Source organism: Cupriavidus sp. MPR-AND1C, from assembly GCF_058809705.1.
The window spans coordinates 57985-82243 of sequence record NZ_JBXASU010000009.1 but is presented as its reverse complement, the minus strand read 5'-3'; the positions used below and the strand labels follow the sequence as shown (position 1 = coordinate 82243).

The 24259-nt window shown below is 64.9% G+C and carries 33 protein-coding genes and 2 tRNA genes; 28 read left to right on the top strand and 7 right to left on the bottom strand.

The window, feature by feature from the left end; genetic code table 11:
* Window positions 1–8 precede the first annotated feature (8 nt).
* From AC1RWI_RS08080 to AC1RWI_RS08065, 4 genes are all read right to left on the bottom strand, one after another.
* The gene (locus AC1RWI_RS08080) at window positions 9–236 is read right to left on the bottom strand and encodes a helix-turn-helix domain-containing protein (protein ID WP_492865621.1); all 228 of its coding nucleotides are present in this window, start codon (window positions 234–236) and stop codon (window positions 9–11) included.
* A gap of 164 nt (window positions 237–400) precedes the next feature.
* Window positions 401–3070, bottom strand: coding sequence for a hypothetical protein (locus AC1RWI_RS08075; protein WP_492865619.1), 2670 nt, complete (start codon window positions 3068–3070; stop codon window positions 401–403).
* A gap of 13 nt (window positions 3071–3083) precedes the next feature.
* Window positions 3084–4022: a DNA cytosine methyltransferase gene (locus AC1RWI_RS08070; RefSeq protein WP_492865617.1), complete on the bottom strand. Its 939-nt coding sequence runs from the start codon at window positions 4020–4022 to the stop codon at window positions 3084–3086.
* A gap of 1 nt (window position 4023) precedes the next feature.
* Window positions 4024–4275, bottom strand: coding sequence for a hypothetical protein (locus AC1RWI_RS08065; protein ID WP_492865615.1), 252 nt, complete (start codon window positions 4273–4275; stop codon window positions 4024–4026).
* A gap of 143 nt (window positions 4276–4418) precedes the next feature.
* Here AC1RWI_RS08065 and AC1RWI_RS08060 point away from each other — a divergent pair, with 143 nt between their 5' ends.
* The 26 genes from AC1RWI_RS08060 (at window position 4419) to trmB (ending at window position 20107) form a co-directional block, all read left to right on the top strand.
* On the top strand, window positions 4419–4979 hold the full coding sequence (locus AC1RWI_RS08060) for a hypothetical protein (protein ID WP_492865613.1): 561 nt from the start codon (window positions 4419–4421) through the stop codon (window positions 4977–4979).
* Window positions 4980–5138: 159 nt separating this feature from the next.
* Window positions 5139–5681, top strand: a complete 543-nt coding sequence (locus tag AC1RWI_RS08055) for a hypothetical protein (RefSeq protein WP_492865611.1) — start codon at window positions 5139–5141, stop codon at window positions 5679–5681.
* Between the two features lie 14 nt (window positions 5682–5695).
* Window positions 5696–6103: a hypothetical protein gene (locus AC1RWI_RS08050; protein WP_492865609.1), complete on the top strand. Its 408-nt coding sequence runs from the start codon at window positions 5696–5698 to the stop codon at window positions 6101–6103.
* Window positions 6104–6148: 45 nt separating this feature from the next.
* Window positions 6149–6724 carry a hypothetical protein gene (locus AC1RWI_RS08045; RefSeq protein WP_492865607.1) on the top strand — a complete coding sequence of 192 codons (576 nt, stop codon included), beginning with the start codon at window positions 6149–6151 and terminating at the stop codon, window positions 6722–6724.
* On the top strand, window positions 6721–7206 hold the full coding sequence (locus tag AC1RWI_RS08040) for a hypothetical protein (protein ID WP_492865605.1): 486 nt from the start codon (window positions 6721–6723) through the stop codon (window positions 7204–7206). Before AC1RWI_RS08045 ends, AC1RWI_RS08040 begins: the two co-directional genes overlap by 4 nt.
* On the top strand, window positions 7203–8516 hold the full coding sequence (locus AC1RWI_RS08035; RefSeq protein ID WP_492865603.1) for a DUF2800 domain-containing protein: 1314 nt from the start codon (window positions 7203–7205) through the stop codon (window positions 8514–8516). The genes AC1RWI_RS08040 and AC1RWI_RS08035 overlap by 4 nt, the downstream gene beginning before the upstream one ends.
* Window positions 8513–8698, top strand: a complete 186-nt coding sequence (locus AC1RWI_RS08030; protein ID WP_492865601.1) for a hypothetical protein — start codon at window positions 8513–8515, stop codon at window positions 8696–8698. The genes AC1RWI_RS08035 and AC1RWI_RS08030 overlap by 4 nt, the downstream gene beginning before the upstream one ends.
* Window positions 8695–8892, top strand: a complete 198-nt coding sequence (locus AC1RWI_RS08025; protein WP_400099675.1) for a hypothetical protein — start codon at window positions 8695–8697, stop codon at window positions 8890–8892. Before AC1RWI_RS08030 ends, AC1RWI_RS08025 begins: the two co-directional genes overlap by 4 nt.
* Window positions 8889–9446 carry an ssDNA-binding protein gene (locus AC1RWI_RS08020; protein ID WP_492865599.1) on the top strand — a complete coding sequence of 186 codons (558 nt, stop codon included), beginning with the start codon at window positions 8889–8891 and terminating at the stop codon, window positions 9444–9446. Before AC1RWI_RS08025 ends, AC1RWI_RS08020 begins: the two co-directional genes overlap by 4 nt.
* A 48-nt stretch (window positions 9447–9494) precedes the next feature.
* Window positions 9495–9595 (top strand) — tRNA-Thr (locus AC1RWI_RS08015).
* A gap of 335 nt (window positions 9596–9930) precedes the next feature.
* The gene (locus AC1RWI_RS08010) at window positions 9931–10299 is read left to right on the top strand and encodes an HNH endonuclease family protein (protein ID WP_492865597.1); all 369 of its coding nucleotides are present in this window, start codon (window positions 9931–9933) and stop codon (window positions 10297–10299) included.
* Window positions 10296–10649, top strand: a complete 354-nt coding sequence (locus AC1RWI_RS08005) for a hypothetical protein (RefSeq protein ID WP_492865595.1) — start codon at window positions 10296–10298, stop codon at window positions 10647–10649. The genes AC1RWI_RS08010 and AC1RWI_RS08005 overlap by 4 nt, the downstream gene beginning before the upstream one ends.
* A 2-nt stretch (window positions 10650–10651) precedes the next feature.
* On the top strand, window positions 10652–11020 hold the full coding sequence (locus tag AC1RWI_RS08000; RefSeq protein ID WP_492865593.1) for a hypothetical protein: 369 nt from the start codon (window positions 10652–10654) through the stop codon (window positions 11018–11020).
* A complete protein-coding gene (locus AC1RWI_RS07995; RefSeq protein ID WP_492865591.1) occupies window positions 11017–13146 on the top strand; it encodes a DNA polymerase family A protein in 2130 nt (709 codons plus the stop codon). The genes AC1RWI_RS08000 and AC1RWI_RS07995 overlap by 4 nt, the downstream gene beginning before the upstream one ends.
* 374 nt (window positions 13147–13520) lie before the next feature.
* Window positions 13521–13769: a hypothetical protein gene (locus tag AC1RWI_RS07990; RefSeq protein ID WP_492865589.1), complete on the top strand. Its 249-nt coding sequence runs from the start codon at window positions 13521–13523 to the stop codon at window positions 13767–13769.
* A 9-nt stretch (window positions 13770–13778) separates the two neighbouring features.
* Window positions 13779–14057, top strand: coding sequence for a PDDEXK family nuclease (locus AC1RWI_RS07985; protein WP_492865587.1), 279 nt, complete (start codon window positions 13779–13781; stop codon window positions 14055–14057).
* Complete coding sequence (locus AC1RWI_RS07980; protein ID WP_492865585.1) at window positions 14054–14176, top strand: hypothetical protein; 123 nt, start codon at window positions 14054–14056, stop codon at window positions 14174–14176. The genes AC1RWI_RS07985 and AC1RWI_RS07980 overlap by 4 nt, the downstream gene beginning before the upstream one ends.
* On the top strand, window positions 14173–14556 hold the full coding sequence (locus AC1RWI_RS07975) for a hypothetical protein (RefSeq protein WP_492865583.1): 384 nt from the start codon (window positions 14173–14175) through the stop codon (window positions 14554–14556). The genes AC1RWI_RS07980 and AC1RWI_RS07975 overlap by 4 nt, the downstream gene beginning before the upstream one ends.
* A complete protein-coding gene (locus AC1RWI_RS07970; protein ID WP_492865581.1) occupies window positions 14556–15413 on the top strand; it encodes a hypothetical protein in 858 nt (285 codons plus the stop codon). The genes AC1RWI_RS07975 and AC1RWI_RS07970 overlap by 1 nt, the downstream gene beginning before the upstream one ends.
* Window positions 15410–16849 (top strand): SNF2-related protein, encoded by a 1440-nt coding sequence (locus AC1RWI_RS07965; protein ID WP_492865579.1) that lies wholly within the window; start codon window positions 15410–15412, stop codon window positions 16847–16849. The genes AC1RWI_RS07970 and AC1RWI_RS07965 overlap by 4 nt, the downstream gene beginning before the upstream one ends.
* Window positions 16846–17301 (top strand): hypothetical protein, encoded by a 456-nt coding sequence (locus AC1RWI_RS07960; RefSeq protein WP_492865577.1) that lies wholly within the window; start codon window positions 16846–16848, stop codon window positions 17299–17301. The genes AC1RWI_RS07965 and AC1RWI_RS07960 overlap by 4 nt, the downstream gene beginning before the upstream one ends.
* Window positions 17298–17639: a dATP/dGTP diphosphohydrolase domain-containing protein gene (locus tag AC1RWI_RS07955; RefSeq protein ID WP_492865575.1), complete on the top strand. Its 342-nt coding sequence runs from the start codon at window positions 17298–17300 to the stop codon at window positions 17637–17639. Before AC1RWI_RS07960 ends, AC1RWI_RS07955 begins: the two co-directional genes overlap by 4 nt.
* Window positions 17640–17857: 218 nt before the next feature.
* Window positions 17858–18064 (top strand): DUF4224 domain-containing protein, encoded by a 207-nt coding sequence (locus AC1RWI_RS07950; protein WP_492865573.1) that lies wholly within the window; start codon window positions 17858–17860, stop codon window positions 18062–18064.
* A gap of 49 nt (window positions 18065–18113) precedes the next feature.
* Window positions 18114–19112: a tyrosine-type recombinase/integrase gene (locus AC1RWI_RS07945; RefSeq protein ID WP_492865571.1), complete on the top strand. Its 999-nt coding sequence runs from the start codon at window positions 18114–18116 to the stop codon at window positions 19110–19112.
* A gap of 77 nt (window positions 19113–19189) precedes the next feature.
* A tRNA-Gly gene (locus AC1RWI_RS07940) sits at window positions 19190–19264 on the top strand.
* A gap of 75 nt (window positions 19265–19339) precedes the next feature.
* Entirely contained in the window at window positions 19340–20107 is a 768-nt protein-coding gene (gene trmB, locus AC1RWI_RS07935) for a tRNA (guanosine(46)-N7)-methyltransferase TrmB (protein WP_043348600.1), read from the top strand.
* Window positions 20108–20214: 107 nt separating this feature from the next.
* Here trmB and AC1RWI_RS07930 read toward each other — a convergent pair whose 3' ends face one another.
* The 3 genes from AC1RWI_RS07930 to AC1RWI_RS07920 all read right to left on the bottom strand — a co-directional run bounded on the left by AC1RWI_RS07930 (window position 20215) and on the right by AC1RWI_RS07920 (window position 22166).
* The gene (locus tag AC1RWI_RS07930; protein ID WP_043348603.1) at window positions 20215–21096 is read right to left on the bottom strand and encodes an undecaprenyl-diphosphate phosphatase; all 882 of its coding nucleotides are present in this window, start codon (window positions 21094–21096) and stop codon (window positions 20215–20217) included.
* Between the two features lie 205 nt (window positions 21097–21301).
* A complete protein-coding gene (locus tag AC1RWI_RS07925) occupies window positions 21302–21862 on the bottom strand; it encodes a DUF1439 domain-containing protein (RefSeq protein WP_492865569.1) in 561 nt (186 codons plus the stop codon).
* Between the two features lie 19 nt (window positions 21863–21881).
* Window positions 21882–22166 carry a YkgJ family cysteine cluster protein gene (locus AC1RWI_RS07920; protein WP_043348609.1) on the bottom strand — a complete coding sequence of 95 codons (285 nt, stop codon included), beginning with the start codon at window positions 22164–22166 and terminating at the stop codon, window positions 21882–21884.
* Between the two features lie 167 nt (window positions 22167–22333).
* Here AC1RWI_RS07920 and AC1RWI_RS07915 point away from each other — a divergent pair, with 167 nt between their 5' ends.
* The gene (locus tag AC1RWI_RS07915) at window positions 22334–23125 is read left to right on the top strand and encodes a TetR/AcrR family transcriptional regulator (RefSeq protein ID WP_043348613.1); all 792 of its coding nucleotides are present in this window, start codon (window positions 22334–22336) and stop codon (window positions 23123–23125) included.
* Window positions 23122–24255 carry an efflux RND transporter periplasmic adaptor subunit gene (locus AC1RWI_RS07910; RefSeq protein WP_492865566.1) on the top strand — a complete coding sequence of 378 codons (1134 nt, stop codon included), beginning with the start codon at window positions 23122–23124 and terminating at the stop codon, window positions 24253–24255. Before AC1RWI_RS07915 ends, AC1RWI_RS07910 begins: the two co-directional genes overlap by 4 nt.
* Window positions 24256–24259: the final 4 nt, after the last annotated feature.

Genomic DNA, 24259 nt, shown 5'->3' with positions numbered 1-24259 from the left:
TCCGCACCTCACACTGCCCGCCATGCTGTCGCCGTTTGCGCCCGAGTGCGGAACGTCACGATGTCGCGAACCGTGGACCGTCCGATCTCGAAGACTTCCGCCAGCTGGCGGTAGCTCATCCCCTCGGAGCGCAACTGCCTCAAGCGCTCCACATCCGCGTCGGTCAGCTTGGCGCGTTGGTGGTCTTCCCCGATCCGCAACCCCAAGTCGTTCACCGCCACAATGCGCTTACCCATGGTGACCTCCTATTCCCGCAAAATTTTGCGGATTAACGGTTTGCGGATGTCGCGGATGTCGCGGAGGTTATTTCAGTCGTTTCTATATAACTGTCACACTGACACTTCTCGTACATCAGCTAAAAAGACATCCGCGACATCCGCGACATCCGCAAGACCACCCCTCACCTAACCGGCTTTACCCGCCATTCGAGAAACTTTGTGTGTGAATTCTGCGAAACCGCAAAAACTTGCCCGTTCACAACTTCGTCCCGATGCTTGTTTAGCCAACGCGTAAAACTTTGCGGACTCATAAAACGGCCGTCATCGGCCAATTCTTCGATGGCTTCACGCAATTTTTCGCGGATTGGGGATTCTTCCAGCGAGTCGCTATCCCCCATCAGCGCCATCTTGGCCGTGACCCGTTGATCGCCGAACACCCCCACCCATGCATCCATGACGCGACCCAGCAGCGCCTTCTCGGGATTCTCGTCCACCGAGCGCAGGGCCGACAGCGCCGGATCAGCCAGCCCAACGGCACCACCCAGGCCCATTTCAGCGCACCAGACGACGCACTGCCGCACCAGCTGGTCCCACGTCTCGAAAGACGCGAGCTCGCCCTCCCCGACCGGCATGCCTCGCGTCTGGTATCCGCGCAGCACGGTCAGCGCCGCCCGCACGAGCACCTGCCTGCTGTCCCGGACCTTGACCAGAGGATCGAATGGGAACGAGCGCAGGAAGGGGGTCTCGCTGGCCGCATCGATACGGCACCGCAAGATGCGGCGGCAGGCATCGCCGCGCACGGTCAGGTTGTTGCCACTGGCGATGAACATGGCGCGGTTGGGCACCGTCTTGTTGCTGCTGGCGCCCAGCACGCGGTCGCTGAACTCGCTGGCCGTGAGGAACGCATTCAGCACCGCGCCCTCCAGGGGCCGCACGATGTTGTCCCAGATGACGCTACCCGAGCCTCCCAGCAGCAGCGAGAACAGCGCCTTGGATGCCTCGGGCTCGTCCCGCGGCGGCGCGTACACCGCCGGGCTGTTGCCGCCCAGCACCGCCACGCACTGCGCCAGCTTGGTCTTGCCCGTGCCGGCCGCCGGCGCGTCGAACGCGAAGCCGGGCGCCGTGGGAATAGCGCGGCGGATCACCGCAGTCAGGAGCGCGGCCAGCATCACGCCGCGCGCCTCGCTATCCGCGAACGGGAACATGGCGAACGGCTCCCACAGCTCGGTGAAGGCTTCGCGCACCTGGTCGAGCGTGGGCGACACCGGCACGCGCAGCGGGTCGCGATCGTCAGAGAGGAACAGCAGGCCGGTGGCTTCGTCATACCCCGGCGTGTCCAGCGCGGTGCCGTCGGGCCGCAAGGTGGGCGCCGTGATCACCGCGGTGAGCTTGGGCAGGCCACGCTCGCCCGTGCGGTCGCAAATGAACTTGGCGAGCTTCTCGGGCGCGTCCGCCGGCACCCAGTCCTTGGAGCGGCCATCGAAGCGCTCGAAGCGGATCACGCGACCGAGGTAGTCGAGCACCCAGGTGGCCGTGGCGATATGCACCCTGCCCTCCGCCACGCGCGCAATGGCGCCGTCGCCGAAGTCGAACACCTCACCCTGGGCGCGGATGATATCCAGCGACTCGTCCGCGAGCCGGGATAGCTCGCCCGCCTGCAGCTTGAGCAGCTTGGGCTGGCGCACCAGGTCATAGCGGATGCCGCCGTGCGCCCAGCTCCACAGGTAAGGCCGGCCACCGCTGCGCAGGTTGAGCCAGGCCACCCGCCTGTCGTTCCGGTAGCCCGGCTCACAGGGGTCCGCGAAGCGCTTGTTGTGCCAGCGCGCCGGGTTGTCCAGCACCTCGCCAACGGTCACCGGCTTGCCCTCCTCGGGCAACAGCACGAAGTCGGCATAGAGGGTTTCGTCCTCCAGCGCCGCGCGTACGATCTCGCGGGCCCGCTCGATCTCGATGTCCTGGGTAACGGACAGACCGTGCGCCTCCTCCTCGATATAGGCAGCGCGCACGCGATCGGCTTCCGGCTTGACCGCGGCGCGGGCCGCCGCCTGCAGCTCGGCCAGCTGGATTTTCTGCGTGGCGTCGAGGTCCGGGATCAGCCGGGAGTCGAACGCCTCGGCGCCACCGTTCCAGATCTTCGGATCCGGCCGGCGCTGCACGAGCGGTGCATGGCACATGGCACCAGCGGCGAAGTCGATGCGCTCGGGCTGGTACACCGACCCGTCGATGATGGACCGGTCCAGCAGCCGCCCGTTCTTGGCCACGATATAGTGACCGTAGCCGGCGAGCCAGGTATAGGCGTAGAGGGCCGTGCCTGCGCGCTCGATGTCCGTGCCCTGCAGGAAGGGGATGTACATGCGCTGGCCGCGCAGCCCGGTTACTGGCGCGCCGCCGTCGTTGCGCTCGATGAACGAGGAACTGCTGGCGCACCACAACATGGGCGCGTCGCCCAGCGCCGGGCAGGACTTGACCAGGGCATCGCGCAGGGCGTCGGCGCTGTTGAGCGGGTCGGATGCGTGGTCCGCATCGTGGTCGCACATGAACATGGCCGGGCCCGCGCTGAACGAGAAGTAGTCCCGGCTGCGCGCGATAGCGCCCGGGTTCTCGTGCATGACGTCCTTGGTCACGATCGTTGCGCGCGGCTTGGTGGTCAGGCCATAGGCCAGTGCCTGGTTGTGTTTGAGCGACTGCAGCAGCCCCGAAAAGCCGTGCAGGTCCGCCACCTCGATGCGCTCGGCCTCGCCGTGCGCGAGGAAAGCCTTGGTATGTTTGACCACCTTGCCGTCGGCATCGAGCGAGAACACCTTCGTGAGCTGCGCCTTGTCGTTGGTCAAACGGGTAATTGCGATGGGCATGTGTTGGGTTTCCTCAGACGGCAGCGCGCAGCGCCTGGAGTACGTCACGCCCGACGACCGGGCAGACCGCGTTGCCGAGCATGTGCACGGCCAGCCTGTGCTGCCGGGGCAGGATGTAGGTATCGGGGAAGGACATGGCCGCGCGGCACTCGTCCTTCGAGAACATGCGCATGCGGTCGCCATCGACTATTGCCCAGCGGTCCACCGTCGTGATTGTGCCGACGGGGCGGTCAAGGCTGCGGCCTGTCAGGCCCGAGCCCTTGCCGTAGTACGGCATGATGAAACGATCACCGAACCGGGCGCGGCCCGCGGCCACGCGCGCGAGCGTCTTGGGGCTGCGCTTCGGCTTCTCCACCGGCGACCAATTGCCGGCGCTGAAATCGATGATCGAGGACACCGGCACGTGATCGCGCTTCGGCAGCGCCAGCTGCAGTGGGTGCTTGCTCCGCGTTGCCACGATGAACATGCGCTGGCGGTGCTGCGGCACGCCGTGGTCGGCAGCGTCGACGATGTGTGGCGCGAGGCTGTAGCCAAGCTGGTTCATCGCCATAGCCCACGCCGGGTACAAGGCCCACTCAAGAAATTCCGGCACGTTCTCGATTACTGCAGCCTGCGGACGGTGATACTCAACCGCGGAGACAACAGCCCATGCCGTCGAGCGGCTGGCGTCATGCTGCGGGTTGTTGGCGGCCTTGCCTCGCGCCTTGCTATGCCCCTGGCAGCAAGGCGCAGCCAGCAGAAGATCGTGGCGCGGCACCTCAGCCCAGTTGGCCTGGTGCAAGTCCTGGCAGGCGTGCCGCGTGCCCGGGTGGTTCGCCGCGTGGGTATCGACGGCGACGCGCCAATGGTTCCCGGCCCACACGACCCGTATCCCAGCCATCTCCGCCCCCTCAGAAAACCCCCCGAGCCCGGCGAACAGGTCAACCGCTTCTGCGATCGCTGCGTTTCCCATCTCAACCTCGCGCCATGTCCAGCCAGCCCGCCGGCAGGCCGAGCCGGATCTCGAACGCGCGTGCTGTGCGTTCGCTAACGTTTCGCTGCGGGTTGGGTCCGATTAGCTGAGAGAGGTACGAAGGGTGCCGCATGTGCAACTTAGCAGCGAGGTCAGAAATGCTCTCGTGCTTACTTGCCAGCAGGCGCAAATTGGCCCTTCTTGCGTCGAATACCGCACTTAATGCATTGCTTTCCACCTGGGTAGTGTCCACTTGCTAAACTCCGTCCGTTATTTGCTAACGTCGACTTTAGCATACGCGTACATACCATGGTGTAGAGCTTTTTAGCAGTTGCTTTAATTGTTAGCTTTTAGTACCCTGCGGGCTATCAAGAACTAAAACGCGGCAGACCAACCATGACAGAGGCACTTAAGCCAGCAAAGCCACTCTCCCCTATAGAGCAGCGGCGCAGAGAGAATTTGAAGCGGATCTATTCGCTGCACGGCGGACCAACGCGCGTGGCAAATATGCTCGGGCTGAAGACCGCAAGTTACCTGTCGCAGTTAGCAAGTGGCCACCGGCCGATCAAGGAAGACCGGGCGCGATCCATCGAAGAAACGCTAAAGTTACCCGTCGGCTGGATGGACCAGGAGCATCCGGAGCCGAAATTCATCGCAGGCGCAACGTCATCCGTGGCGGCACTTGCTAGCCTGGTTCCAGGAAGTGGCGGTGTGATCGCAGCTGGCGGCGCTCTGCACAAGCTAGGCGTAGAGGAACCAAAGGCCAACCTGGTCACCGATGCGGTGCTCTCAGTTGGCGCGCTTCTAGAGGACGCAGGTTTAGAGGTTTCCCCGGCCAAATTCGCCACCATGGTGAACCTGGCGCTGGAGAATGCCAGCGTGCACGGTGCCATAAGCGAGGACTACCTGCGCAAGATCATCTCCCTGCTGAACGCGGACGATAAGCCCACAAAGTAACGCTCGCACCACCCCGCCGCACTCAAGCCACCTTCGGGTGGCTTTTTCACGCCCCGCGTCGTTAGCAAACGCTAAAAATACTTCTTGACCTTTGCTAAAATCACCTGCTAAATTGCTAACGCAGTCACGGAAAACGACGTTAGCAAACGGGGCAGGAAGATGAACACATACAACATCCAATTCAACCATCTGCTCGCCGCGCGGCAGTGCGCCGGTGACAAGGACATCAGGTATTACCTGAACGGCGTCTGCTTCACCGACGGCAAGCTGGTGGCCACCGACGGCAGCACGCTCATCGAGCTGACCACGCTTGAACTGACCCCCGGCCGCTTCATCGTGCCGAACGAGGCCATCGACGCGCTGCGCAAGCTGCTGGGTGCGCGCCATCTCACCGACGAGATCACGCTGGAAGTCGAGGGCCTCACGGCCCTGGCCAAGGGCGTGTTCGGCTCCTATTCGTTCAAGCTGATCGACGGCAATTTCCCCGATCACGTCCGCGTTCTGCCCGAACCCGATCAGCGCCACGACGAGGTTGCCCAGTTCTTTCCGGACCAACTGCAGCGGATCGAGAACGCTGCCCGGCTCTACGCCAACGCGGGCAAGAAATATCTCCAGACCTGCGTCTGGCATCGCGGCCTTAAGCCGGCACACGTCAGCGGCCCGACCGGTTTCCGCGCCGTCGTTAGCCCCGTCACCCCCTGAGCGAGGAGCCGACCATGGCAACCATCCACACCTGGCGCGTCCGCCTCCCGGACGGCACCGCAGTGAACATCCGCACGATGCCGACCCGGCCGCGCGCCGCCCGCAAGGTTGTGCGCTACACCGACGGCCACGTCATCGCGCTCACCGCCACCGGTGAGATCGTCTCCAACTTCGTGCACTTCAATCAGGACGTCACCGCGACGCAACCCGTGCGCTACGTCTTCGCCGTCGAGGCCCTGTGCCGCATCGGCGCCATCACCAAGGAACAGCGCGACGCCGCTTTCGCCCACGCCAACCAAGTGGGCCAGCGCGCCGCGCGCATCGCGCAGGTTCGCAAGATCCGCGAATCGCTTTTCGAGCTGGGCCTCAAGGTCCCGACCTCGCTCGACCGCGCCCTGAACCAGATCACCGACGAAGCCTAACCACCTGCCCGCGTGGCGGGCGACCCATTGACAGGAGAACCACCCATGTCCGCAGTTCCCAGCATCAAGCAGGTAGCCGTCCACGTCCGCCGCGTTTTCGCCGACGGCCAAGAAGCTACCTTCGACGCGCAGGCTGCCAGCCTGGAAGACGCGCTCGCCGCGGCGCAGTACCTGGCCGGCATCGACGCGCCGGCAGCCGCCAATGCGGTGATCGCAAAGGCGGCCGGAAAAAAGGAAAACGGGACCGGCCCCGCGACCGGAAGCGCCGCCGGCAAGCAGAACGCCGAGCCCTCCACCGGCTCGCCCGCTGGTGAAGCGGGAAACGCGAAGGACTCCGGCTCGGCTTCGACTCAGCAGTCGTCGCAACAGTCTGCGTCGACAGCCACGAGCTCTTCCGGCGAGCAGAAGCACGACGCGCCCGCGCTGGACTATGACAAGGACATCAAGGCCCGCGTGCTGCGCCTGGCTGCCGATCAAGGCCCCGACAACACTCGCGCCACGCTCGCGCGCTTCGGCGTGGCCAAGGCCACCGAACTGAAGCAGGACCAGTGGCCTGAGTTCATCGCCTTCATCGACAAGGTGATCGCCAAGGAAGTCAGCCCCGAGGAGTCGCTGGCATGAGGGGCACTCCCTTCGCGCGGGCCCAGGCCATGTTCGCCGCCATCGCGGCGGCCATGACTCTGCAGGGTTCCGCCCAACAGCTGGCACTGGGCCAGATTGGCCCCTACGAGTCGCGCGGCAAGGGCAAAGGCCGCCGCACGGCATCCCGCAACACGGTAGCCCAGGACAAGCGTGCCAGCGTGCCAGCGTCAAGGCTCGCAACCGGGCGAAGCATCGGAGGTCTGGCCGTGGCTAAGCGCAAAGACAACTGGGCATGGGTCAAGGTGAACACCGACACCATGACCGCAACCTTTGATGGTCCGATCCTTGGCTGCGCCAAGGAACTGTTCTTGTCACTTCCACTGGACAAGCACGAGAAGGCGCTGGAACTGTTCGCTGCCGAGTCGGCGAAGCGCAAGCAGTCGCACGCCGAGTGGCTCGCCCGCCAGGCCGAGCAGGAAGGCACCCGCCAACCCGAAGCCATCGCCGAGGTGCAATCGTGAGCGAATCCTCCCACGCCCGCCTCTCGCCCTCCGGGGCTGATCGCTGGTCGGTCTGCTTCGGCTCGGTGGTGCTCGAAGCGGATAAGCCCGACAACAGCAACGAGCACAGCGACTGGGGCACCGCATGTCACGCGGTCGCCGCCATGTGCCTGACCGAGAAGACGGACGCCCTCGCCTACCTCGGCCGCCGCATCGACGTGGGCGACTGCCGCACGGTTGAGTGCGATCGCGAGATGTGCGAGACGGCGCAGACCTACGTCGACTATATCCGCGAGGCATCCGCCGGCGCGCAGCTGCTGGTCGAGCAGCGCCTGGACATCAGCCACGTGGTGCCCGAGTGCTTCGGCACGTCGGATGCGGTCATCATCCGCGACGACGACGAACTGCACATCGCTGACCTGAAAGGCGGCCGCGGCGTGCAGGTGTATGCCAGCTACCCGGTGGACCCGTCCGACCCGAACAGCCCGCGCAAGCCCAACAAGCAGATGGCGCTCTACGCGCTGGGCGCCCTGCGTGCTTTTGAGTCCCTGGGCGACTTCAAGCGCGTGCGGATGACCATCAGCCAGCCGCGTCTGAACCACCTGGACGAATGGGATTGTTCCGTCGAGGAACTGCTTGCCACCGGCGAGGAGCTGCGCCAGGCCGCCGAGCGCGCATATGCCTACGTGGACAGCACCACCGCGCTCGTGGAAAGCGACCTGGTGCCGGGCGACAAGCAGTGCAAGTTCTGCAAGGCCAAGGCCACGTGCCCGGGTCTGGCGCGCCGGGTGCAGGACGAGGTGGGCGGCGATTTCGACACCATCGCCACGTTTTCCCAGTCGGACGAACAGAAGGCCATGTCGCTCAAGGCATACACGCCGAAAACCGCTGACGCGCTGAGCAAGGCCATGCGGGCTATCGACCTGATCGAGTCGTGGTGCAAGGCCGTGCGCGGCGCCGTCGAGGTCGAGCTGCTCGCTGGCCGTGAAGTGCCGGGCTACAAGCTGGTGCAGGGCCGCAAGGGCGCGCGCAGCTGGACCAGCGAGCACGAGGCGGAGACGGCGCTCAAGGCCATGCGCCTCAAAGTCGAGGAGATGTATCAGTTCAAGCTGATCACGCCCACGGCCGCCGAGAAGCTCGCCAAGGCCGGCACGCTGGGCCCGCGCCAGTGGACGAAGTTGAAACCCCTGATCGGCCAGTCCGAAGGTGGCAAATCGGTGGCCCCGGCCAGCGACCCGCGCGACGCGATCGTCATCACGCCGCCGGCGGACGACTTTTCCGACGAGACCACCGCAGCAACCACGGCTCCGGCCGGCGAGGAGTTCGCATGACCCGCCTGCTCCTCGGCGCGGCCCTCGGCGCCTACTGCACGTTCTGGTTCGCCCTGGCTCTCGCCGCCACCAAGACCGATGGCCATGTCTGGTGGATGCCGTTCGCCATTCTCGGAATGGTCTGCACCCCCGCGATCTTGGGCGCGCTGCTCGGCGCCGAACTCGCGAAGCCCAAGCGATGAACCAGCTCAGCCAGCCGCCGCAGCGCAAGACCATCGCGCTGTCGGCACTCCCACCCGAGGCCAGCGCGGCGCTTGCGGCCGCCGCGCGGTCTCACCCCAATGACCCGTTCGCCCGTGAAAAGGCGATCGATGCCGCGATCAAGCGCGTGAAAACGCAATTTCCAGAGTACTTCCAACCGGAGTCACAGCAATGAAAGTCCTGCTCAAAGACGTGCGCCTTGCCTTCCCCGACCTGTGGACTGCCAAGCAGTTCGACGGCGCCGGCCCCTTCCGCTATAGCGCCACCCTGCTGATCGAGCCGGGCAGCAACAACGAGAAGCTGATCGAGGCCGCCATCACCAAGGTGGCCGCCGACAAGTTCGGCAAGAAGGCCGCCAGCCTGCTCCAGAGCTTCCGTGGCAACAGCAACAAGTTCTGCTACCTCGACGGCAACCTGAAGGAATACGACGGCTTCCAGGGCATGTTCTACCTGTCGTCGCACCGCAAGCAGACCGATGGCCCGGTGTTGGTGATCGATACCAACAAGGCCCCCCTGGGCGAGTCCAGCGGCAAGCCCTACGCCGGCAGCTACGTCAACGCCAGCGTCGACATCTACGCGCAGGACGGCCAATACGCCGGCATTCGCTGCGGCCTGATCGGCATTCAGTTCTTCCGTGACGGTGACAGCTTCGGTGGCGCCAGCAAGACCGATGGCAGCGAGTTCGAAGACCTGGGCGTCGGCGCGGAGGCCGAAGACGCCTTCGCCTAACCCCGCACTACCCCGTTTTGCTCGGCCTTCGGGCCGGGCGTTTTTGGAGTGGGCTTAGCTCAGTCGGTAGAGCGGGGAATCCTGAAGGGCTGCAGTACCCCTTCTTGGTACGTCCCAGGGCATCGGTTCAAGTCCGATAGCCCACACCAAAGACCAGGCCGAACCCGGCGCGCCGAAGGACCGGGCGAACGAGAGGGAGAACACCATGCGCAAATAACTCTCAGCGGGCGCCGGCCACCTTGCCGGGCGTTACGCAGTGGGCTGCCCCAACAGATGCGAAAAACCTGATGGACCGATGCAGCCCACTCCAAAACGCGGGAACGCCCTTCCTCCCTCCGCGAATGGCCGCGCGGCAAGACGGCCGGGATCGCTAACCCTCGGTGCCCGTTCTGATTCTCACACCGATGTGCATGCGCAAACCGCGGGGCGTTGGCAACTAGATCACGCGGAAATCCCGGCAAAGGCCTTTCTCACCTGGACCCCCATGCCATTCAAATACCCCGACCTGTGCCACCGCATTGTCGCCAACACGGTAATGGCGGTGGATTCCTACTACGACGGCACGCCCTGCTGGCTGTGGATCGGCGCCTTCAACGCCTCGGGCTACGGAAAGATCAATCTGCGCTGGCAGCGCGGGCCGCGCAAGGGCCAGGTGCGCAGCGCCCTTGCCCACCGCATTTCGCTCATGGCGTTCAAGAACCGCCGCCTGACGGCGCGCTCGGTAGCCAAACACCTCTGCAACAACCCGGTCTGCGTGAACCCCGACCACCTCATGGGTGGCACGCAGAAATCCAACGTCCGGCAGTGCGTCGCGGAAGGCCGGCACTTCACCCCGTTCAGGAAGGCAGCATGACCGACCCCCACAACCCTCAGTTTTTCCCCATCGTGCCGCACGACACGACCGCGCGCATTCCGTTCGCTTGGGTGATCCAGCACCAGTCGCAGGCGGTGCACAACCACGGGCAATCTGTCCATCGCCTCGCGGAGCGCGGCGGCCTGTCTTGGCTGGAGCTATGGGCGGTAGTCAGCGGCCAGTGCCCGTTCGAACTGCTGCGCAAGAAGTTCACCGACGCGGCGTGCAAGCCCAAGGTGTTGCGCCAGTTGGAATGGTGGAAGGCACAGCGCCAGGTCACAGCGGCCGTAGGTGATGGCGCCGAGATCGTTGGCGGCGGCTTTCGCAAATCCCCGACCTGCCGGGACTGACGATGACGAAGCTGCTCCCGCTGGCCGGCGGCCACCACGTCGGCCCGCTTTTCCAGATAACCAAACGCCGCGCGCCGAAGCTGGCCACGACGACCCTGTGCGGCCGCGTGCGCCGGCGCAACGAGCGCGCGGCCACGCCAGCCTGGGCGGACAAGACCGGCATCGCCGTCTTCTACCGCGCGGCGCGCCTCATGACCATCACCACCGGCGTACCCCACAGCGTCGACCACATCGTGCCGCTGGTTCATCCGCTTGTCTGCGGCCTGCACGTGCACTGGAACATGCGCGTGGTACCGCTGCTCGACAACCTGCGCAAGGCGAACCGCAGCTGGCCCGGCATGCCCTTCGAACAACTGGAGTTGCCCCTGTGACCACCCCCCAGCTCTGGTGTGACCTTGAGACCTACTGCGAAAAGCCGCTGAAGCACGGCACCCACGCCTATGCGGAGGCCTGCGAGGTCATGATCTGGTCGTATGCCTTTGACGACGGTCCGGTCACCGTGTGGGATCTGACCGAAGACCCCACGCCGCCGGCGGATCTCGTTGCCGGCCTGGCCGATGCCGACCGCGAGGTGTGGTTTCAGAACGGCGGCATGTTCGATTTCGTGGTGCTCAGCTACGCCATGCCGGCATTCCTGCCACCGCTGCACCGCCGCCGTGACACGCTCGTGCAGGCGCTCGCCCACTCCCTGCCCGGCTCGCTGGACAAGCTGTGCGATGTGCTCACTATCGACCAGGACGAGCGCAAGCTCAAGAGCGGCAAGCAGCTCGTGCAACTGTTCTGCAAGCCGCCGGCCAAGAACCTGAAGCGCGGCCGCGCCACGCGCCACACGCACCCGACCGAATGGGCGGAGTTCAAGGCATACGCGGGTGCCGACATCCTGGCCATGCGCGCGATCCACAAGAAGATGCCCAAGTGGAACTACCAGGGTACCGAGATGGCGCTCTGGTTCCTCGACCAAACCATCAACATGCGCGGCGTGGCCGTCGATACCGACCTGGCAGAGGCAGCCGTGGCGGCGGTCGAGCGCGCGCAGAAGGCGCTGGCCGGCCGGACGCTGGAGCTTACCGACGGTTGGGTGGCATCGGCCACGAAGCGGGACAAGCTGCTGGGCTACCTGCTGGCCGAATACGGCGTCGACCTACCCGACATGCAGAAGGCCACGCTCGAGCGGCGCGTCGACGATCCCAACCTGCCGTGGGCGCTGCGCGAACTGCTGGCTATCCGGCTGCAGGCCTGCACCACCAGCACCAGCAAGTACAAGACCCTGCTGCGCGGCACGAACAGCGACGGGCGCCTGCGCGGCACGCTGCAGTTCTGCGGGGCCTCTCGCACGGGCCGCTGGGCTGGCCGGCTGTTCCAGCCGCAGAACCTGCCCCGCCCCGCCATCGGCTCGCTGCGCGACGACGCGCTGCAGGAGGCCATCGACAGGGGCATCGATGCGCTCAAGCTCGGCGTGGCTGATCTGATCGCGGACAACGTGATGGAACTAACCAGCGCGGCAATCCGGGGCTGCATCGTGGCGCCACGCGGCAAGAAGCTGGTGGTGGCCGACTTGTCCAACATCGAGGGCCGCATGCTGGCCTGGCTGGCTGGCGAGGAATGGAAGCTGCAGGCGTTCCGCGACTACGACACGGTGATCGGCACCGACACCAAGGGCGAGCCCATCCGCAAGGGGCACGACCTGTACAAGCTGGCCTATGCCAAATCCTTCGGCATCCGGCCCGAGGACGTGGACAAGAACCAGCGCCAGGTGGGCAAGGTGCAGGAACTGGCGCTGGGCTACCAGGGTGGCGTGGGCGCGTTCCTGACTTTCGCCGCGGCCTACAACCTCGACCTGGAAGACATGGCCGAGCAGGCTATCGACTCGATCCCGCCCGACATCCTCGACGAGGCGCGCGGCATGTACCAGTGGACGCTGAAGAAGCGCCGCAGCACCTTCGGCCTGTCGGAGCGCGCTTGGCTGGTCTGCGAGTCGTTCAAGCGCGGCTGGCGCGGCGGTCATCCTGAGACGGAAGCGTCTTGGGACGAGACCGACGCGGCGGCCAAGCGCGCCACCCAGGCGCCCGGTACCACCATCACCTGCCGCCGGCTCAAGCTGCGCCGGGACGGCGCCTGGCTGCGCGTGCAGCTGCCGTCTGGCCGGTTCCTCTGCTACCCATCGCCACAGGTCAGCGACAAGGGGGATTTCACGTACATGGGCGTCAACCAGTACAGCCGCCAGTGGAGCCGGATCAAGTCCTACGGCGGCAAGCTGATCGAGAACGTGACCCAGGCCGCCGCGCGCGACGTGCTGGCCTCCAGCATGCCGCACGTGGAGGCGGCCGGCTACCAGATCGTGCTGACCGTGCACGACGAAATCATCACCGAGGCGCCCGACTCGCCGGAGTTCAATTCCGACCACCTGGCCGCGCTCATGTCCGCCAACCCGCCGTGGGCCGCGGGCTTGCCGCTGGCCGCCGCAGGCTTCGAGGCCTACCGCTACCGCAAGGAGTGAGCCCTGCCGATACAAATATATCTAGATATATCGATACAAACATATCTGCACGTGCGAAGCGCACAGCATTTTGCTAAATCCATGGCATACCAAATTGCTAATGTCTTTAATGTTTATCCCCTCTTTAGGGTGGGACCGCGATACCACACAGTTTCATACCATACCGAACCACACGATATGACATGAAACTGAGCTATACAGCCATCTATGCATTCAGTATGAGCCAAATTTGCTTTGGCATCGAAGCTCAGCGCCATGATTGAACGGGGTCTGGAACAGTCAAATTTGCTAATTGAACTTGACTGCTGTTTTCAGCATTTGCTAAAGTCTAGCGACACCAACAAGAAGGAAAAAAGGAAATGTGCATTGAGGGGTTGTCGACCGAAGTCATTTTGAAACTGGGGGATGCAATCAACCGAGCAGGCGACTTGCGCGAGATCGCAGCAAAGGCTGCTCACATTCAGGCCCTGCCACCCGGCTCCCCCGACCGGGCAGCGCAGGCTCTCCAACTGGTCGAGTCAATCGACACCACCGTTGAGCAGCTCGACGAAGACATCGCAGCCATGCACAACTCACTGGCCGCCGTCCGCGCGCAGCAGCGCGTAATCCGCCGCAGCAAATAGGAGCTATCCATGCTGGAGTCCAAGATCGAGGCCCACCTCGTAAAGCGCGTCAAAGAGGTGGGCGGTGAGGCTTACAAATTCACGTCGCCCCAGCGGCGCAGCGTGCCCGACCGCCTGGTGCTGCTGCCGGGCGGCCGCTCCACCTTCGTGGAGTGCAAGGCCACGGGCCAGAAGCCCACCGAAGCCCAGGCGCGCGAGCACACCCGCTTGTGGGCGCTCGGCTTCCCGGTCTTGGTCATCGACAGCATCGAGGCCGTCGAGGCCTTCGTCGACGGTGCACGGCAATGACCACCGCCGACATCGCCCTCGTCCTGTGGTTCGTACTGAGCATGGCCGCCATCATCGTTGGCGCGCTGGTGGCGCACGCGAACTGGCTCCGTCGCATGGAGACGGAGGACCCATCGTGAAATGCCACTTCGTCTACCGCGCGCTGCCGGTGCTGGTCGTCGAGACCAACCGGCTGATCCCGGCCCGCTTCCAGGGTTTCAACCTCGGCCCGGTGGTGTTGGTGCGGCCGGGCACCAGTGCAGCGCTGATCGAGCACGAGATCACCCACAGCAAGCAGGTGTACCGCACCGCGTTCTTGATGGGCGCGGTCTACTACCTGTCGAAGCGCTGGCGCCTACGCTGGGAGGCGGAGGCCTATGCCGTCCAGTGGATGGCCGGTGGCGGCTATCTGCCTGCGCTGGCCCAGTTTCTGGCAGCCAACTACAACTTGGGCATCAGCGCCGCGCAGGCGCAGGATGCCATCGTCGACGCAGCCATCGCGCTGCAGGGGAGCAAGTGATGCGCGAAGAACAGAAACACGGCCACGTAACGCCTCGCGCTGATGGCGCAAAGGCTCGCTGCGGCGGTCCTGCGATGTGCCGCGTGTGCCAAACCGAACGTGCTGCACTGGAGAGCGCCGCGCCTCCGGCCGGCGCCGCCCCGCAACCGAACGCATCGCCTGCAACCACCCTACCTGACCCGGGCTGCAGTGTGTTTGAGGACATGCTGGCTTCGCTGGAACACGTCGAGTGCGTCTATCGTCTGAACGTTGTCAAGGATAGTGGCGAGCCAAGCAGCACGCTTGCCAACCTGCAACGGGTCATCGCTCGCGCTAAGAGCGCATCGCCTGCCGCGCTGACGGATGCAGTGGCGCACATCGAGCGCAAGGCGGAGGAATATGCGAACCGATTCGGATACGGCGTCGCGGGAACCCTCTGCTTCGATAGCCAAGTGAAGATGGACCACTACACGTCGCTGACGGAATTGGCTGATGAGCTTCGCGAACTCGCCGCCCCGCAACCGAGCGCCCCTGCGCTGACGGATGAGCAAGTGGGGACGGCGAAATGCTCGCTTTCCAGCATCGCGCGGTGCCGCTGTGACGAGCCCGGCGAGATCCTCGAAGGCTACTGCCAGGAATGCGGCGAGAAGGTAGGAAAGGGACCGTTCGCTCTGTTGCTGGAGGCGTTGGCGCGCGATGCGGAACGGTATCGGTGGCTACGCCTCCAGCCTATTGGCCCAAAGACTCCGCTAGTTCATCAGGGAATCCACTTCAGGTTTGCGCTGCAAGACCCGGTGGCGAATTGGATAGTCCGCAGTGTAAATGGCGAAGCCATGGATGCGGCCATCGACGCCGCAATGCAGGAGCCGCGCGCGTGACCCTCCGCAATTTCACCTCCCGCCCGTACGGCAAGCTGATCCAGAACCATATTCTGGAGACGCCGCGCTGCGGGGTGTGGGCTGGCATGGGGATGGGTAAGACCGTCGAGACGATGAACGCGCTGGATATCATCGAGCTGGTCGAGCCCGGCCCCACGCTGGTCTGTGCGCCGCTGCGGGTGGCCCAATCCACCTGGCCGGACGAGGCGCGCAAGTGGGGGCACCTGCGCAACGTTGAGGTGGTCCCCATCATCGGTGACGCCAAGGCGCGCACCCGCGCGCTGGCCCGCGCCTTCATGCCGTCGGCCAGCATCTTCACCATCAACTACGAGAACCTGCCCTGGCTTGAGGAAACGCTCAAGCAGCAGCGCATGCCGTGGCCCTTCCGGCGCGTAGTCAGCGACGAGTCCACGAAGCTCAAGGGCTGGCGCGGCAGCAAGCAGGTGAGCAAGGGCGGCAAGGAGTTCGTACGCGGCGCCGGCGCACAACGCTCCCGCGTGCTGGCACGGGTCGCCTTCTCACACGCAACCCGCTTCATCGAGCTGACCGGCACGCCCTCCCCCAACGGCCTGCAGGATCTGTGGGGGCAAGCCTGGTTCCTCGACCAGGGCGCCCGGCTCGGCCGGACGTTCGACGCCTTCACCCAGCGCTGGTTCAAGCCCAAGCACCAGGGGTTCGGCACCGAGCCGTTGCCGCACGCCCAGGCCGAGATCGAAGGCCGCATGCACGACCTGTGCATGTCGCTGGACGCGCGCGACTGGTTCGACCTGCGCGAGCCGATCAAGAACCGGATCTGCGTGGACTTGCCCACCAAGGCCCGAGCGCTGTACCAGGACATGGAACGGCGCATGTTCATGCAGATCGACGGCCACGAGGTCGAGGCCTTCAACGCCGCGGCCAAGACCATGAAGTGCCTGCAGCTGGCGAACGGCGCGGCCTACGTGGGCGAGGACGCCGAGAAGTGGGTCGAGGTGCACGACGGCAAGCTGCAGGCGCTGGAGTCGGTCATCGAGGAAGCGGCCGGCATGCCCGTGCTAGTGGCTTACCACTTCCGCTCCGACCTGGCGCGCCTGCGCAAGGCCTTCCCCAAGGGCCGCCACCTGGACAAGGATCCGCAGACCATCCGCGACTGGAACGCGGGCCAGATCCCGGTGCTGTTCGCCCACCCGGCCAGCGCCGGCCACGGTCTCTCCCTGCAGGACGGCGGCAACATCCTGGTGTTCTTCAGCCTGAACTGGAATCTGGAGGAGCACCTGCAGATCATTGAGCGCGTCGGGCCCACGCGCCAGATGCAGGCCGGCCACGACCGGCCGGTGTTTATCCACTACCTGATTGCCCGCGACACCATCGACGAACTGGTGATGGCGCGGATTGAAACCAAGCGCGAGGTGCAGGACCTGCTCCTCGAAGCCATGAAAAGAAAGGGGTACGCATGAAGCTTCTGCCCAAACTGGTCGATGCGCTGATCCGCCGCGCGATGCGCACGCCGTACTTCCACCTGAAGGGGTACATGGAGCGCTATTGGCTCATTCCCTACAACCGGTTCGCGCCGGCGGCCCGCATCCACCATATCCTGCGCTCGGACGACGACCGCGCCTTTCACGACCACCCGTGGCCGTACGTCACGGTCATCCTGCGCGGCGGCTACACCGAGGTGACGCCGGTCTATGACGCCTCCGGCTTGTACCAAGGCGAGGCGCGCAAGTGGCACGGCCCGGGTTCGATCCTGTTCCGGCGCGCCAAGTCGTGGCACCGCCTGGAGGTGCCGGAGGGCCAAACGGCCTGGACGCTGTTCATCACCGGCAAGTACCAACAGCGCTGGGGCTTCATGCCGAACCCGGCGGGTAAGGTGTACTACCAGGACTATTTCAACGGGGACCATCAATGAGCGAGCGTGACCCTACGGGGCGTAACCCCCACGAGCCCGGCGCAAAGTTGGACGCCGGCAAGGCGCCTGTGCGGCGCGGCCTGCTGGAGTATTTCCCCCGGGCCTGCATGGCAGTGGCCCAGGTCAGCGCCTCAGGCGCAGCCAAGTATGCGTGGAATGGCTGGGAGCAGGTGCCCCAAGGGGTCGACCGATACGGCGATGCCGAGGCGCGCCACATCTGCAAGGCCGCTATCGAAGGGCCGGTGGACTCTGACTATGGCCACCTACACGCCGCGCACGAAGCGTGGAACGCGCTGGCGCGTCTGGAACTACTGCTTAGGGAGAACGAACGTGGGTGACATCGCAGACGACTGCTACGACCGGATGATGGACTCGATGCCGGATGCGTGGCACTTCCGTTCTCGCGGCCCCCGCGTTGCCGAGTGCAGGAACTGCGGCAAAGGCGGGCTGCACTGGGAGGACACTGGCGAGGGTTGGCGACTCGCCAGCCCGAACGGCCTTTTGCACAAGTGCGATGCCGGGCTAGCGCATCGCCAGGCTATGGAGGACTTCGACGATGTTTCTGACTGATGAGGAACTCACCGCCCTGACCGGCTTCCAGTGGAAGCAGAAGCAAATCGACCAGCTCAAGCGAATGGGCGTACCCTTCTATGTCAATGCGGCCGGGCGCGCCGTGGTTGTGCGCGCCGCGGTCGAAGGTCACAAGGCCGTGAAGGCGGAACCCGAGAAGCGCGGATGGATGCCGCGCGTTATCCCTACGTGAGGCGGCCATGGGGCGCAGACCATTCAAGAACCTGAACCTCCCGCAGAACATGCGCGCTCGCAAGCGCCCCAGCGGGAAGATCTATTACTACTTCGATCAGGGCGGCCGTCCGCGCAAAGAGATCCCGCTCGGCTCGGATTTCATCCTGGCCATCAAGAAGTATGCCGAACTGCAGATCAACGCGCCCAATGTCTCCGCGCAGATCTTGTTCTCGGAGGTGGCCAAGCGCTACCAGGTCGAAGAGATCCCGACCAAAGCCAAGAGCACGCAGTCGGTGCAGATGTCCGACATCAAACACCTGCTCGCTTTCTTCAGCGATCCGCCGGCGCCGCTTGAAGCCATCCAGCCGACGAACCTGCACATGTTTCTAAAGAAGCACAAGGACAAGCCCACCACCGCCAATCGGTGTAAGCGGCTGTTCTCGCACATTTGGAACAAGGCGCGTGCCTGGGGGTACACCTCCCTGGCCAACCCCGCCGATGGCATCGAGGGCCACTCCCTAGACAAGCGCGACGTGTACGTGGACGACGAGCTATACCGCCTGGTCTACACCCATGCATCCGCCCCGCTGCAGGATGCGATGGATCTGATGTATCTGACGGGCCAGCGTCCAGGCGATGTGCTCAAGCTGGCCGAGCAAAACATCCATGCCGGGCACTTGGTCATCAAGCAGTCAAAGACCAAGGCGCCATTACGCATCGCGATCACCGGCGAGCTCAAGGAACTGCTAGACCGGATCAAGGTGCGCAAAGCCGGGCTCGACGTGAGCGCGATATACCTGCTGGTCAACGAGCGTGGCCTCAAGCTCAGCCAGCCGACGCTGCGCACGCGCTTCACAGCCGCCAAGAAAGAGGCAGCAAAGGCACACCCGGATCAGGCCGACCGGCTGGCGAACTTCTGGATGTATGACCTGCGGGCGAAGGCAGCAGACGACACTTCAGACGAGAAAGGCGACGCCGCGGCGGCCGATCTGCTGGGCCACGCAGACGTGCGCACGACGAAGCGGCACTACCTGCGGCGTGGTAAGCGCGTTGCCCCAACGAGGTGAATTGCGGAACAAGCCTCGGATTGCGGAACTGAAACAACCTCGGAAATCATGCTACAATCCGCGCCGTATAACGCTTAGCGGGCGTCGTATAATGGCCATTACCTTAGCTTCCCAAGCTAAAGACGTGGGTTCGATTCCCATCGCCCGCTCCACATCAGATTGAGACGAGCCGCCTTCGCCACTGGTCGCATGCCCGATCAGGATCGCCCGGCGGCTTTTTTGTTGCCATGCTCCCCCAAGACCCCAGCTCCGACCCGACGCCAGCCGACGACGCTGACAACGCGCCCGCCAAGGCTGCCGACGGCAGCGACGTGGCGCATCCGCGCCGCATCCGTTCCTTCGTGCGCCGCGCGGGGCGAACCTCCACCGGCCAGCAGCGTGCCATCGATGACCTGGGGCCGCGCTTCATCCTGCCCTACGCACCGCAGCCGCTCGACTGGGAGGCCACGTTCGGCCGCGCCGCGCCAGCCATCCTCGAGATCGGGTTCGGCATGGGCGAGACCACCGCGCATATCGCGCAACTGCGCCCGCAGGACAATTTCCTGGGCTGTGAGGTGCATGAACCCGGCGTGGGCGCCCTGCTCAAGCTGCTGGGCGAGCGCGAGATCGGTAATGTGCGGATCATGCCGCATGACGCCGTGGAGGTCATCGCGCACATGCTGACGGAATCCTGCCTGGACGGCGTGCATATCTTCTTCCCCGACCCGTGGCACAAGAAGCGCCACAACAAGCGGCGCCTGGTGCAGCCGCCGCTGGTCAAGCTGTTGGCCAACCGCCTGAAGCCGGGCGGCTACCTGCACTGCGCGACCGACTGGGAAGAGTATGCCCACCAGATGGTGGAAGTGCTGTCGGGTGAACCCACCCTGACCAACACCTCGGACGCCGCCGGCGGCTTTGCGCCGCGGCCCGACTATCGCCCGGTGACCAAGTTCGAGCGCCGCGGCGTGAGGCTGGGCCATGGCGTGTGGGACGTGGTGTTCCGCAAGCGGGCTTGAAGGCGAAGGCCGCGCCGCGAGCCGGCACCATGAAAAAAGCGTGGCTCAAGGCCACGCTTTTTTCATGGTGCGACAGTTGTCACCGGTATTAGCTACCGCGATCGCCTTCAGGCATGCCAGGCGATCAGCCCCGAGTACGCAGTCGCCAACACAACGATGCCGAAAATGATCCGGTACCAGGCAAACGGCTTGAAGTCATGGGTGGCGACAAAACGCAGCAGCCAGCGCACACACAAGAAGGCGGACAGGAAGGCGAAGACGAAGCCGATGCCGAAGATGCCCAGGTCGTCGGCGGACAGCAGCGCGCGCGACTTGTACAGCTCGTAGACGGTGGCACCGAAGATCACCGGGATCGCCAGGAAGAAGGAGAACTCGGTGGCTACCTGGCGCGACAGCCCGAACAGCATGCCGCCGATGATGGTGGCGCCGGAGCGCGAGGTGCCCGGGATCAGCGCGAAACACTGCGCCAGCCCGACCTTGACCGCATCGCGCCAGTTCAGGTCGTCGACCGACTCGATCCGCGGCGCGCCAGCCTTGGCGGCCTCCAGCAGCGCATTGCCCTGCGGGTGCGATACCTGGCCGCGATGGCTTTCCCGCCATTCGGCCCACAGGATCACCACACCGCCGACGATGAATGCGGTGGCCACGGTGATCGGGTTAAACAGGTGAGCCTTGATCCACTTGCCGAATACCAGCGCCAGCACGATCGCCGGCACGGTGGCCACGATCACGTTGATGGCAAAACGCCGGGCCTTTTCATCGGTGGCCAGACCGCCCACCACGGTGACGATGCGGTGGCGGAACTCCCAGCAAACCGCCAGGATGGCGCCGAACTGGATCACGATCTCGAAGATCTTGCCCTTTTCATCATTGAAGTCGAGCAGCTGCCCGGCGAGGATCAGGTGGCCTGTGCTGGAGATGGGCAGAAACTCGGTCAGTCCTTCGACGATGCCGAGGATCACGGCTTTCAGGGCGAGGGCAATATCCATGCTGATTGGAATGTGTGGAATGCTCAATGAAAGAGCGAAGAAAAAGCCAAGGACGGGCGAGCAAAGAGGAAACGGGCAACCGTCAGCCCTATGCCATCAGCCACGCGCCAGGCACCAGGCACCAGGCACCAGGAATCACAACTATCCGCCACGACCATGACACCGCAGTGGCTGTGCAAGGTGCATGACTGGGCGCGGCGCGTCATCAAGGCCGATTGATCTTGACGTTGATCCCGTTGGGCAAAACGGTGATTGTACCGGGTTCGACACTGGCGCCGGCGAGGCGCAACTCGTCGGGACGGAAGGTATAGAGCGGATAGCCTTGCAGCAACTGCTCCGCAAGGATGCCGCCGAGCGCGTTGAACTGGCGCGTGAGTTGAGGCGGCAGGCCTCTGACTTCGAACTGCTGGACCTGCGGGTCCTGCAGCACCACCGCGCGGCTGGCCGGGTCGTAGCGCAGCCCGCTGTCCAGCGCAAAGCGGCCGGTCATCGGCTCGCCAGAGAACAGGCGGTTGCTCACGGTCGCGTCGCACTGCACGTTCACCCGGTTGCGGCTGGGATCGAGCGTGAGCTGCGGGTTGGCGAGCTGGATGTCGAACAGCTCCATATAGCGCTTGTTGAACGGGAACTTGCGCTCCAGGGCCGATTGCAGCTGGCTCTGCGAGAACGTGTAGTCGTTGCCCATCATGCTGCAGCCGACGAATGCCGCGGCCAGCGCGGCGCCAGCGCTTGCTGCCAGCCAGCGCCGGCGATTGATCATGACCATCTGTTTGTTCCTTGCGGGTTCAGGCGGCGCGGCCAGGCGCGGTGGCAGCCTCGAGCTGCGTCAGCCAGGCCAGCGCTTGTCCGCGGGTTTCGCCGCACATGTCGGCAGAGGGCTTGAGCCCGGCGCAAAATGCCGGCCGCGTGGGCTCGCCAAAAATCGCGCAGCGCCGATCGGGCAGCAACTGCACGCAGGGTATGCCGGCCGGCTTGCCATGGGGCATGCCGGGAATCGGCGAGGTGATGGAGGGCGCGGTGCAACAAGCGCCACAATCGGGCCGGCAAGAGAGTTCAGACTGAGGGGACATGGCAATGGTTCAGGCGCGGACGACGCCCGGCAGACCATATTGTGCCCCAAGCCGTATGGACCTCCCCGCGCTTGACCGCCGGATTCCCCTCCACTACATTACTGACCCAAGAGTTATTTATTTGCAACTCACGCGGGGTGCTTCCCGCAGAGGTGCACAGCGCCCCAGTGAAAAACCCGCCAGGCCAGAGCCAGAATCAGGAATCCGCCAACACCAAACGCTGGGCTCGCCGCAAGGCAGCGCGCCCACAGGAACTGGTGGCCGCCGCGCTCGATCTCTTCGTCGATCGCGGCTATGCGGCCACCCGGCTGGAAGATGTCGCCGCCGCGGCGGGCGTGTCCAAGGGCACCGTCTATCTGTACTTCGCTAATAAGGAAGAGCTGTTCAAGACGGTGGTGCGCGAAAACCTGGTGCCGACGCTGGCCAGGGGCATCGACCTGGTGGAGAACTACCAGGGCTCGACGCCGGAGCTGCTAAGGGAATTGCTGCGCGGCTGGTGGGGCCTGGTGGGGGCCACGCCGGTGGCCGGCCTGACCAAGCTGATCATGGCCGAATCCAGCCATTTTCCTGACATTGCCCAGTTCTACCACGAGGAAGTGGTGCTGCCGGGCGATGAGTTGTTCGCACGTGTGCTCAAGCGCGGCGTGGCGCGTGGCGAGTTGCGCGACATGCCGGCCAACCCGACCACAACGCTGATCTGCGCGCCGCTGATGTTCCTGATGCTGTGGCAGCGTGCGTTCAGCGCGTCGTCGCGCATCGAAATCGACCCCGAGGCCTTCCTCGACAACCTGCTCCAGATGCTGCTGTTCGGCCTGACCACCGGCGCCGCGCGCGATACGCCGCTGCCGCCCAAGGTCGGCCCCTACGTCTGGGAACAGATACAACAAGAAGCCCTGGCACAAGCGCAGGGGCAGCAGGCCGCGCGGGAGATCCCGGCGCCGCCGCCGGAGACCGCATGACCCGACGCAAGAAGATCCTGATCGCCGCGATCGCCACCATCGCGGTGGTTGCCGTGCTCAGCGCCGCTGCCGCCGTGCGCAAGGCAAGCAATGGCAAGCCTAGCGCGGCCCCGGCGGCCCCGGCGGCCGCGGTGCAAGACCTGGTGGAGTTCCTGCCATCGGACCTGGTCGAGGCCACCACGCAAGACTTGCGCGTGTCGCTGCCGCTGTCAGGCGGGCTGCGGGCGCTGAACCAGGCCTCGGTCAAGGCCAAGGTTGCCGGCGAGGTACAGCAAGTGCTGGTGCGCGAGGGCGAAGCCGTGCGCGCCGGCCAGGTCATCGTGCGCATCGATGCAACCGAGTACCAGGCCAAGGTGACGCAGGCGCGCGGGCAAATGCTGGCGGCGCGCGGCCAGTATGAGAATTCGAAGCAGACCTTCGAGCGCAACCGCGAGCTGGTGGCCAAGGGCTTCATCTCAAAGACCGCCTTCGACAACTTCCAGAGCAACCTGGATGTGGCGCACGCCAATCTCGATGCCGCCCAGGGCGGCCTTGAAGTCGCGCAGAAGGCGCTCGCCGACACCATCGTCAAATCGCCGCTGGATGGCCTGGTGGCCGCGCGCGCGGTGCAGCCGGGCGAGAAGGTCTCGCCCGACACGCGCCTGATCGACGTGGTCGACCTGCGTGTGCTGGAACTCGAGGCACCGATCCCCATGGCGGATGTGGCTCGCGTTGCCATCGGCCAGGCCGTGCAGCTCGACGTGGAAGGCAGCGGCCGCTTCGAGGGCAAGCTGGTGCGCATCAACCCGGCGGTAAGCCAGGGCACGCGCAGCATCATGGTCTATGTGCGGGTGGACAACCCCGAGGCGCGCCTGCGCGCGGGCATGTTCGCCCAGGGCGCGCTGGTGCTCGGCCACCACGCCGGCGTGGTGGCGGTGCCAGTCACAGCGGTGCGCAACGATGGCGAGCGCACGTTCGTCTACAGCGTGGAGAATGACGTGCTGGCGGAACGCCAGGTCAAGCTGGGCATCCGCGACGATGCGAGCGGGCTGGTGGAAATCACCAGCGGCCTGGCCACCGGCGCCAAGGTGGTGCGCAACAACCTCGGCACCCTGCGCGCGGGCAGCCGCGTCAAGCTGGTCAAGGCGTAGGAGC

Coding starts and splice junctions, on each gene's coding strand:
- AC1RWI_RS08080 (WP_492865621.1), bottom strand. CDS start 236: ATGGGTAAGCGCATTGTGGCGGTGAACGACTTGGGGTTGCGGATCGGG.
- AC1RWI_RS08075 (WP_492865619.1), bottom strand. CDS start 3,070: ATGCCCATCGCAATTACCCGTTTGACCAACGACAAGGCGCAGCTCACG.
- AC1RWI_RS08070 (WP_492865617.1), bottom strand. CDS start 4,022: ATGGGAAACGCAGCGATCGCAGAAGCGGTTGACCTGTTCGCCGGGCTC.
- AC1RWI_RS08060 (WP_492865613.1), top strand. CDS start 4,419: ATGACAGAGGCACTTAAGCCAGCAAAGCCACTCTCCCCTATAGAGCAG.
- AC1RWI_RS08055 (WP_492865611.1), top strand. CDS start 5,139: ATGAACACATACAACATCCAATTCAACCATCTGCTCGCCGCGCGGCAG.
- AC1RWI_RS08050 (WP_492865609.1), top strand. CDS start 5,696: ATGGCAACCATCCACACCTGGCGCGTCCGCCTCCCGGACGGCACCGCA.
- AC1RWI_RS08045 (WP_492865607.1), top strand. CDS start 6,149: ATGTCCGCAGTTCCCAGCATCAAGCAGGTAGCCGTCCACGTCCGCCGC.
- AC1RWI_RS08040 (WP_492865605.1), top strand. CDS start 6,721: ATGAGGGGCACTCCCTTCGCGCGGGCCCAGGCCATGTTCGCCGCCATC.
- AC1RWI_RS08030 (WP_492865601.1), top strand. CDS start 8,513: ATGACCCGCCTGCTCCTCGGCGCGGCCCTCGGCGCCTACTGCACGTTC.
- AC1RWI_RS08025 (WP_400099675.1), top strand. CDS start 8,695: ATGAACCAGCTCAGCCAGCCGCCGCAGCGCAAGACCATCGCGCTGTCG.
- AC1RWI_RS08020 (WP_492865599.1), top strand. CDS start 8,889: ATGAAAGTCCTGCTCAAAGACGTGCGCCTTGCCTTCCCCGACCTGTGG.
- AC1RWI_RS08010 (WP_492865597.1), top strand. CDS start 9,931: ATGCCATTCAAATACCCCGACCTGTGCCACCGCATTGTCGCCAACACG.
- AC1RWI_RS08005 (WP_492865595.1), top strand. CDS start 10,296: ATGACCGACCCCCACAACCCTCAGTTTTTCCCCATCGTGCCGCACGAC.
- AC1RWI_RS08000 (WP_492865593.1), top strand. CDS start 10,652: ATGACGAAGCTGCTCCCGCTGGCCGGCGGCCACCACGTCGGCCCGCTT.
- AC1RWI_RS07985 (WP_492865587.1), top strand. CDS start 13,779: ATGCTGGAGTCCAAGATCGAGGCCCACCTCGTAAAGCGCGTCAAAGAG.
- AC1RWI_RS07980 (WP_492865585.1), top strand. CDS start 14,054: ATGACCACCGCCGACATCGCCCTCGTCCTGTGGTTCGTACTGAGCATG.
- AC1RWI_RS07970 (WP_492865581.1), top strand. CDS start 14,556: ATGCGCGAAGAACAGAAACACGGCCACGTAACGCCTCGCGCTGATGGC.
- AC1RWI_RS07960 (WP_492865577.1), top strand. CDS start 16,846: ATGAAGCTTCTGCCCAAACTGGTCGATGCGCTGATCCGCCGCGCGATG.
- AC1RWI_RS07955 (WP_492865575.1), top strand. CDS start 17,298: ATGAGCGAGCGTGACCCTACGGGGCGTAACCCCCACGAGCCCGGCGCA.
- AC1RWI_RS07950 (WP_492865573.1), top strand. CDS start 17,858: ATGTTTCTGACTGATGAGGAACTCACCGCCCTGACCGGCTTCCAGTGG.
- AC1RWI_RS07945 (WP_492865571.1), top strand. CDS start 18,114: ATGCGCGCTCGCAAGCGCCCCAGCGGGAAGATCTATTACTACTTCGAT.
- trmB (WP_043348600.1), top strand. CDS start 19,340: ATGCTCCCCCAAGACCCCAGCTCCGACCCGACGCCAGCCGACGACGCT.
- AC1RWI_RS07930 (WP_043348603.1), bottom strand. CDS start 21,096: ATGGATATTGCCCTCGCCCTGAAAGCCGTGATCCTCGGCATCGTCGAA.
- AC1RWI_RS07925 (WP_492865569.1), bottom strand. CDS start 21,862: ATGGTCATGATCAATCGCCGGCGCTGGCTGGCAGCAAGCGCTGGCGCC.
- AC1RWI_RS07920 (WP_043348609.1), bottom strand. CDS start 22,166: ATGTCCCCTCAGTCTGAACTCTCTTGCCGGCCCGATTGTGGCGCTTGT.
- AC1RWI_RS07910 (WP_492865566.1), top strand. CDS start 23,122: ATGACCCGACGCAAGAAGATCCTGATCGCCGCGATCGCCACCATCGCG.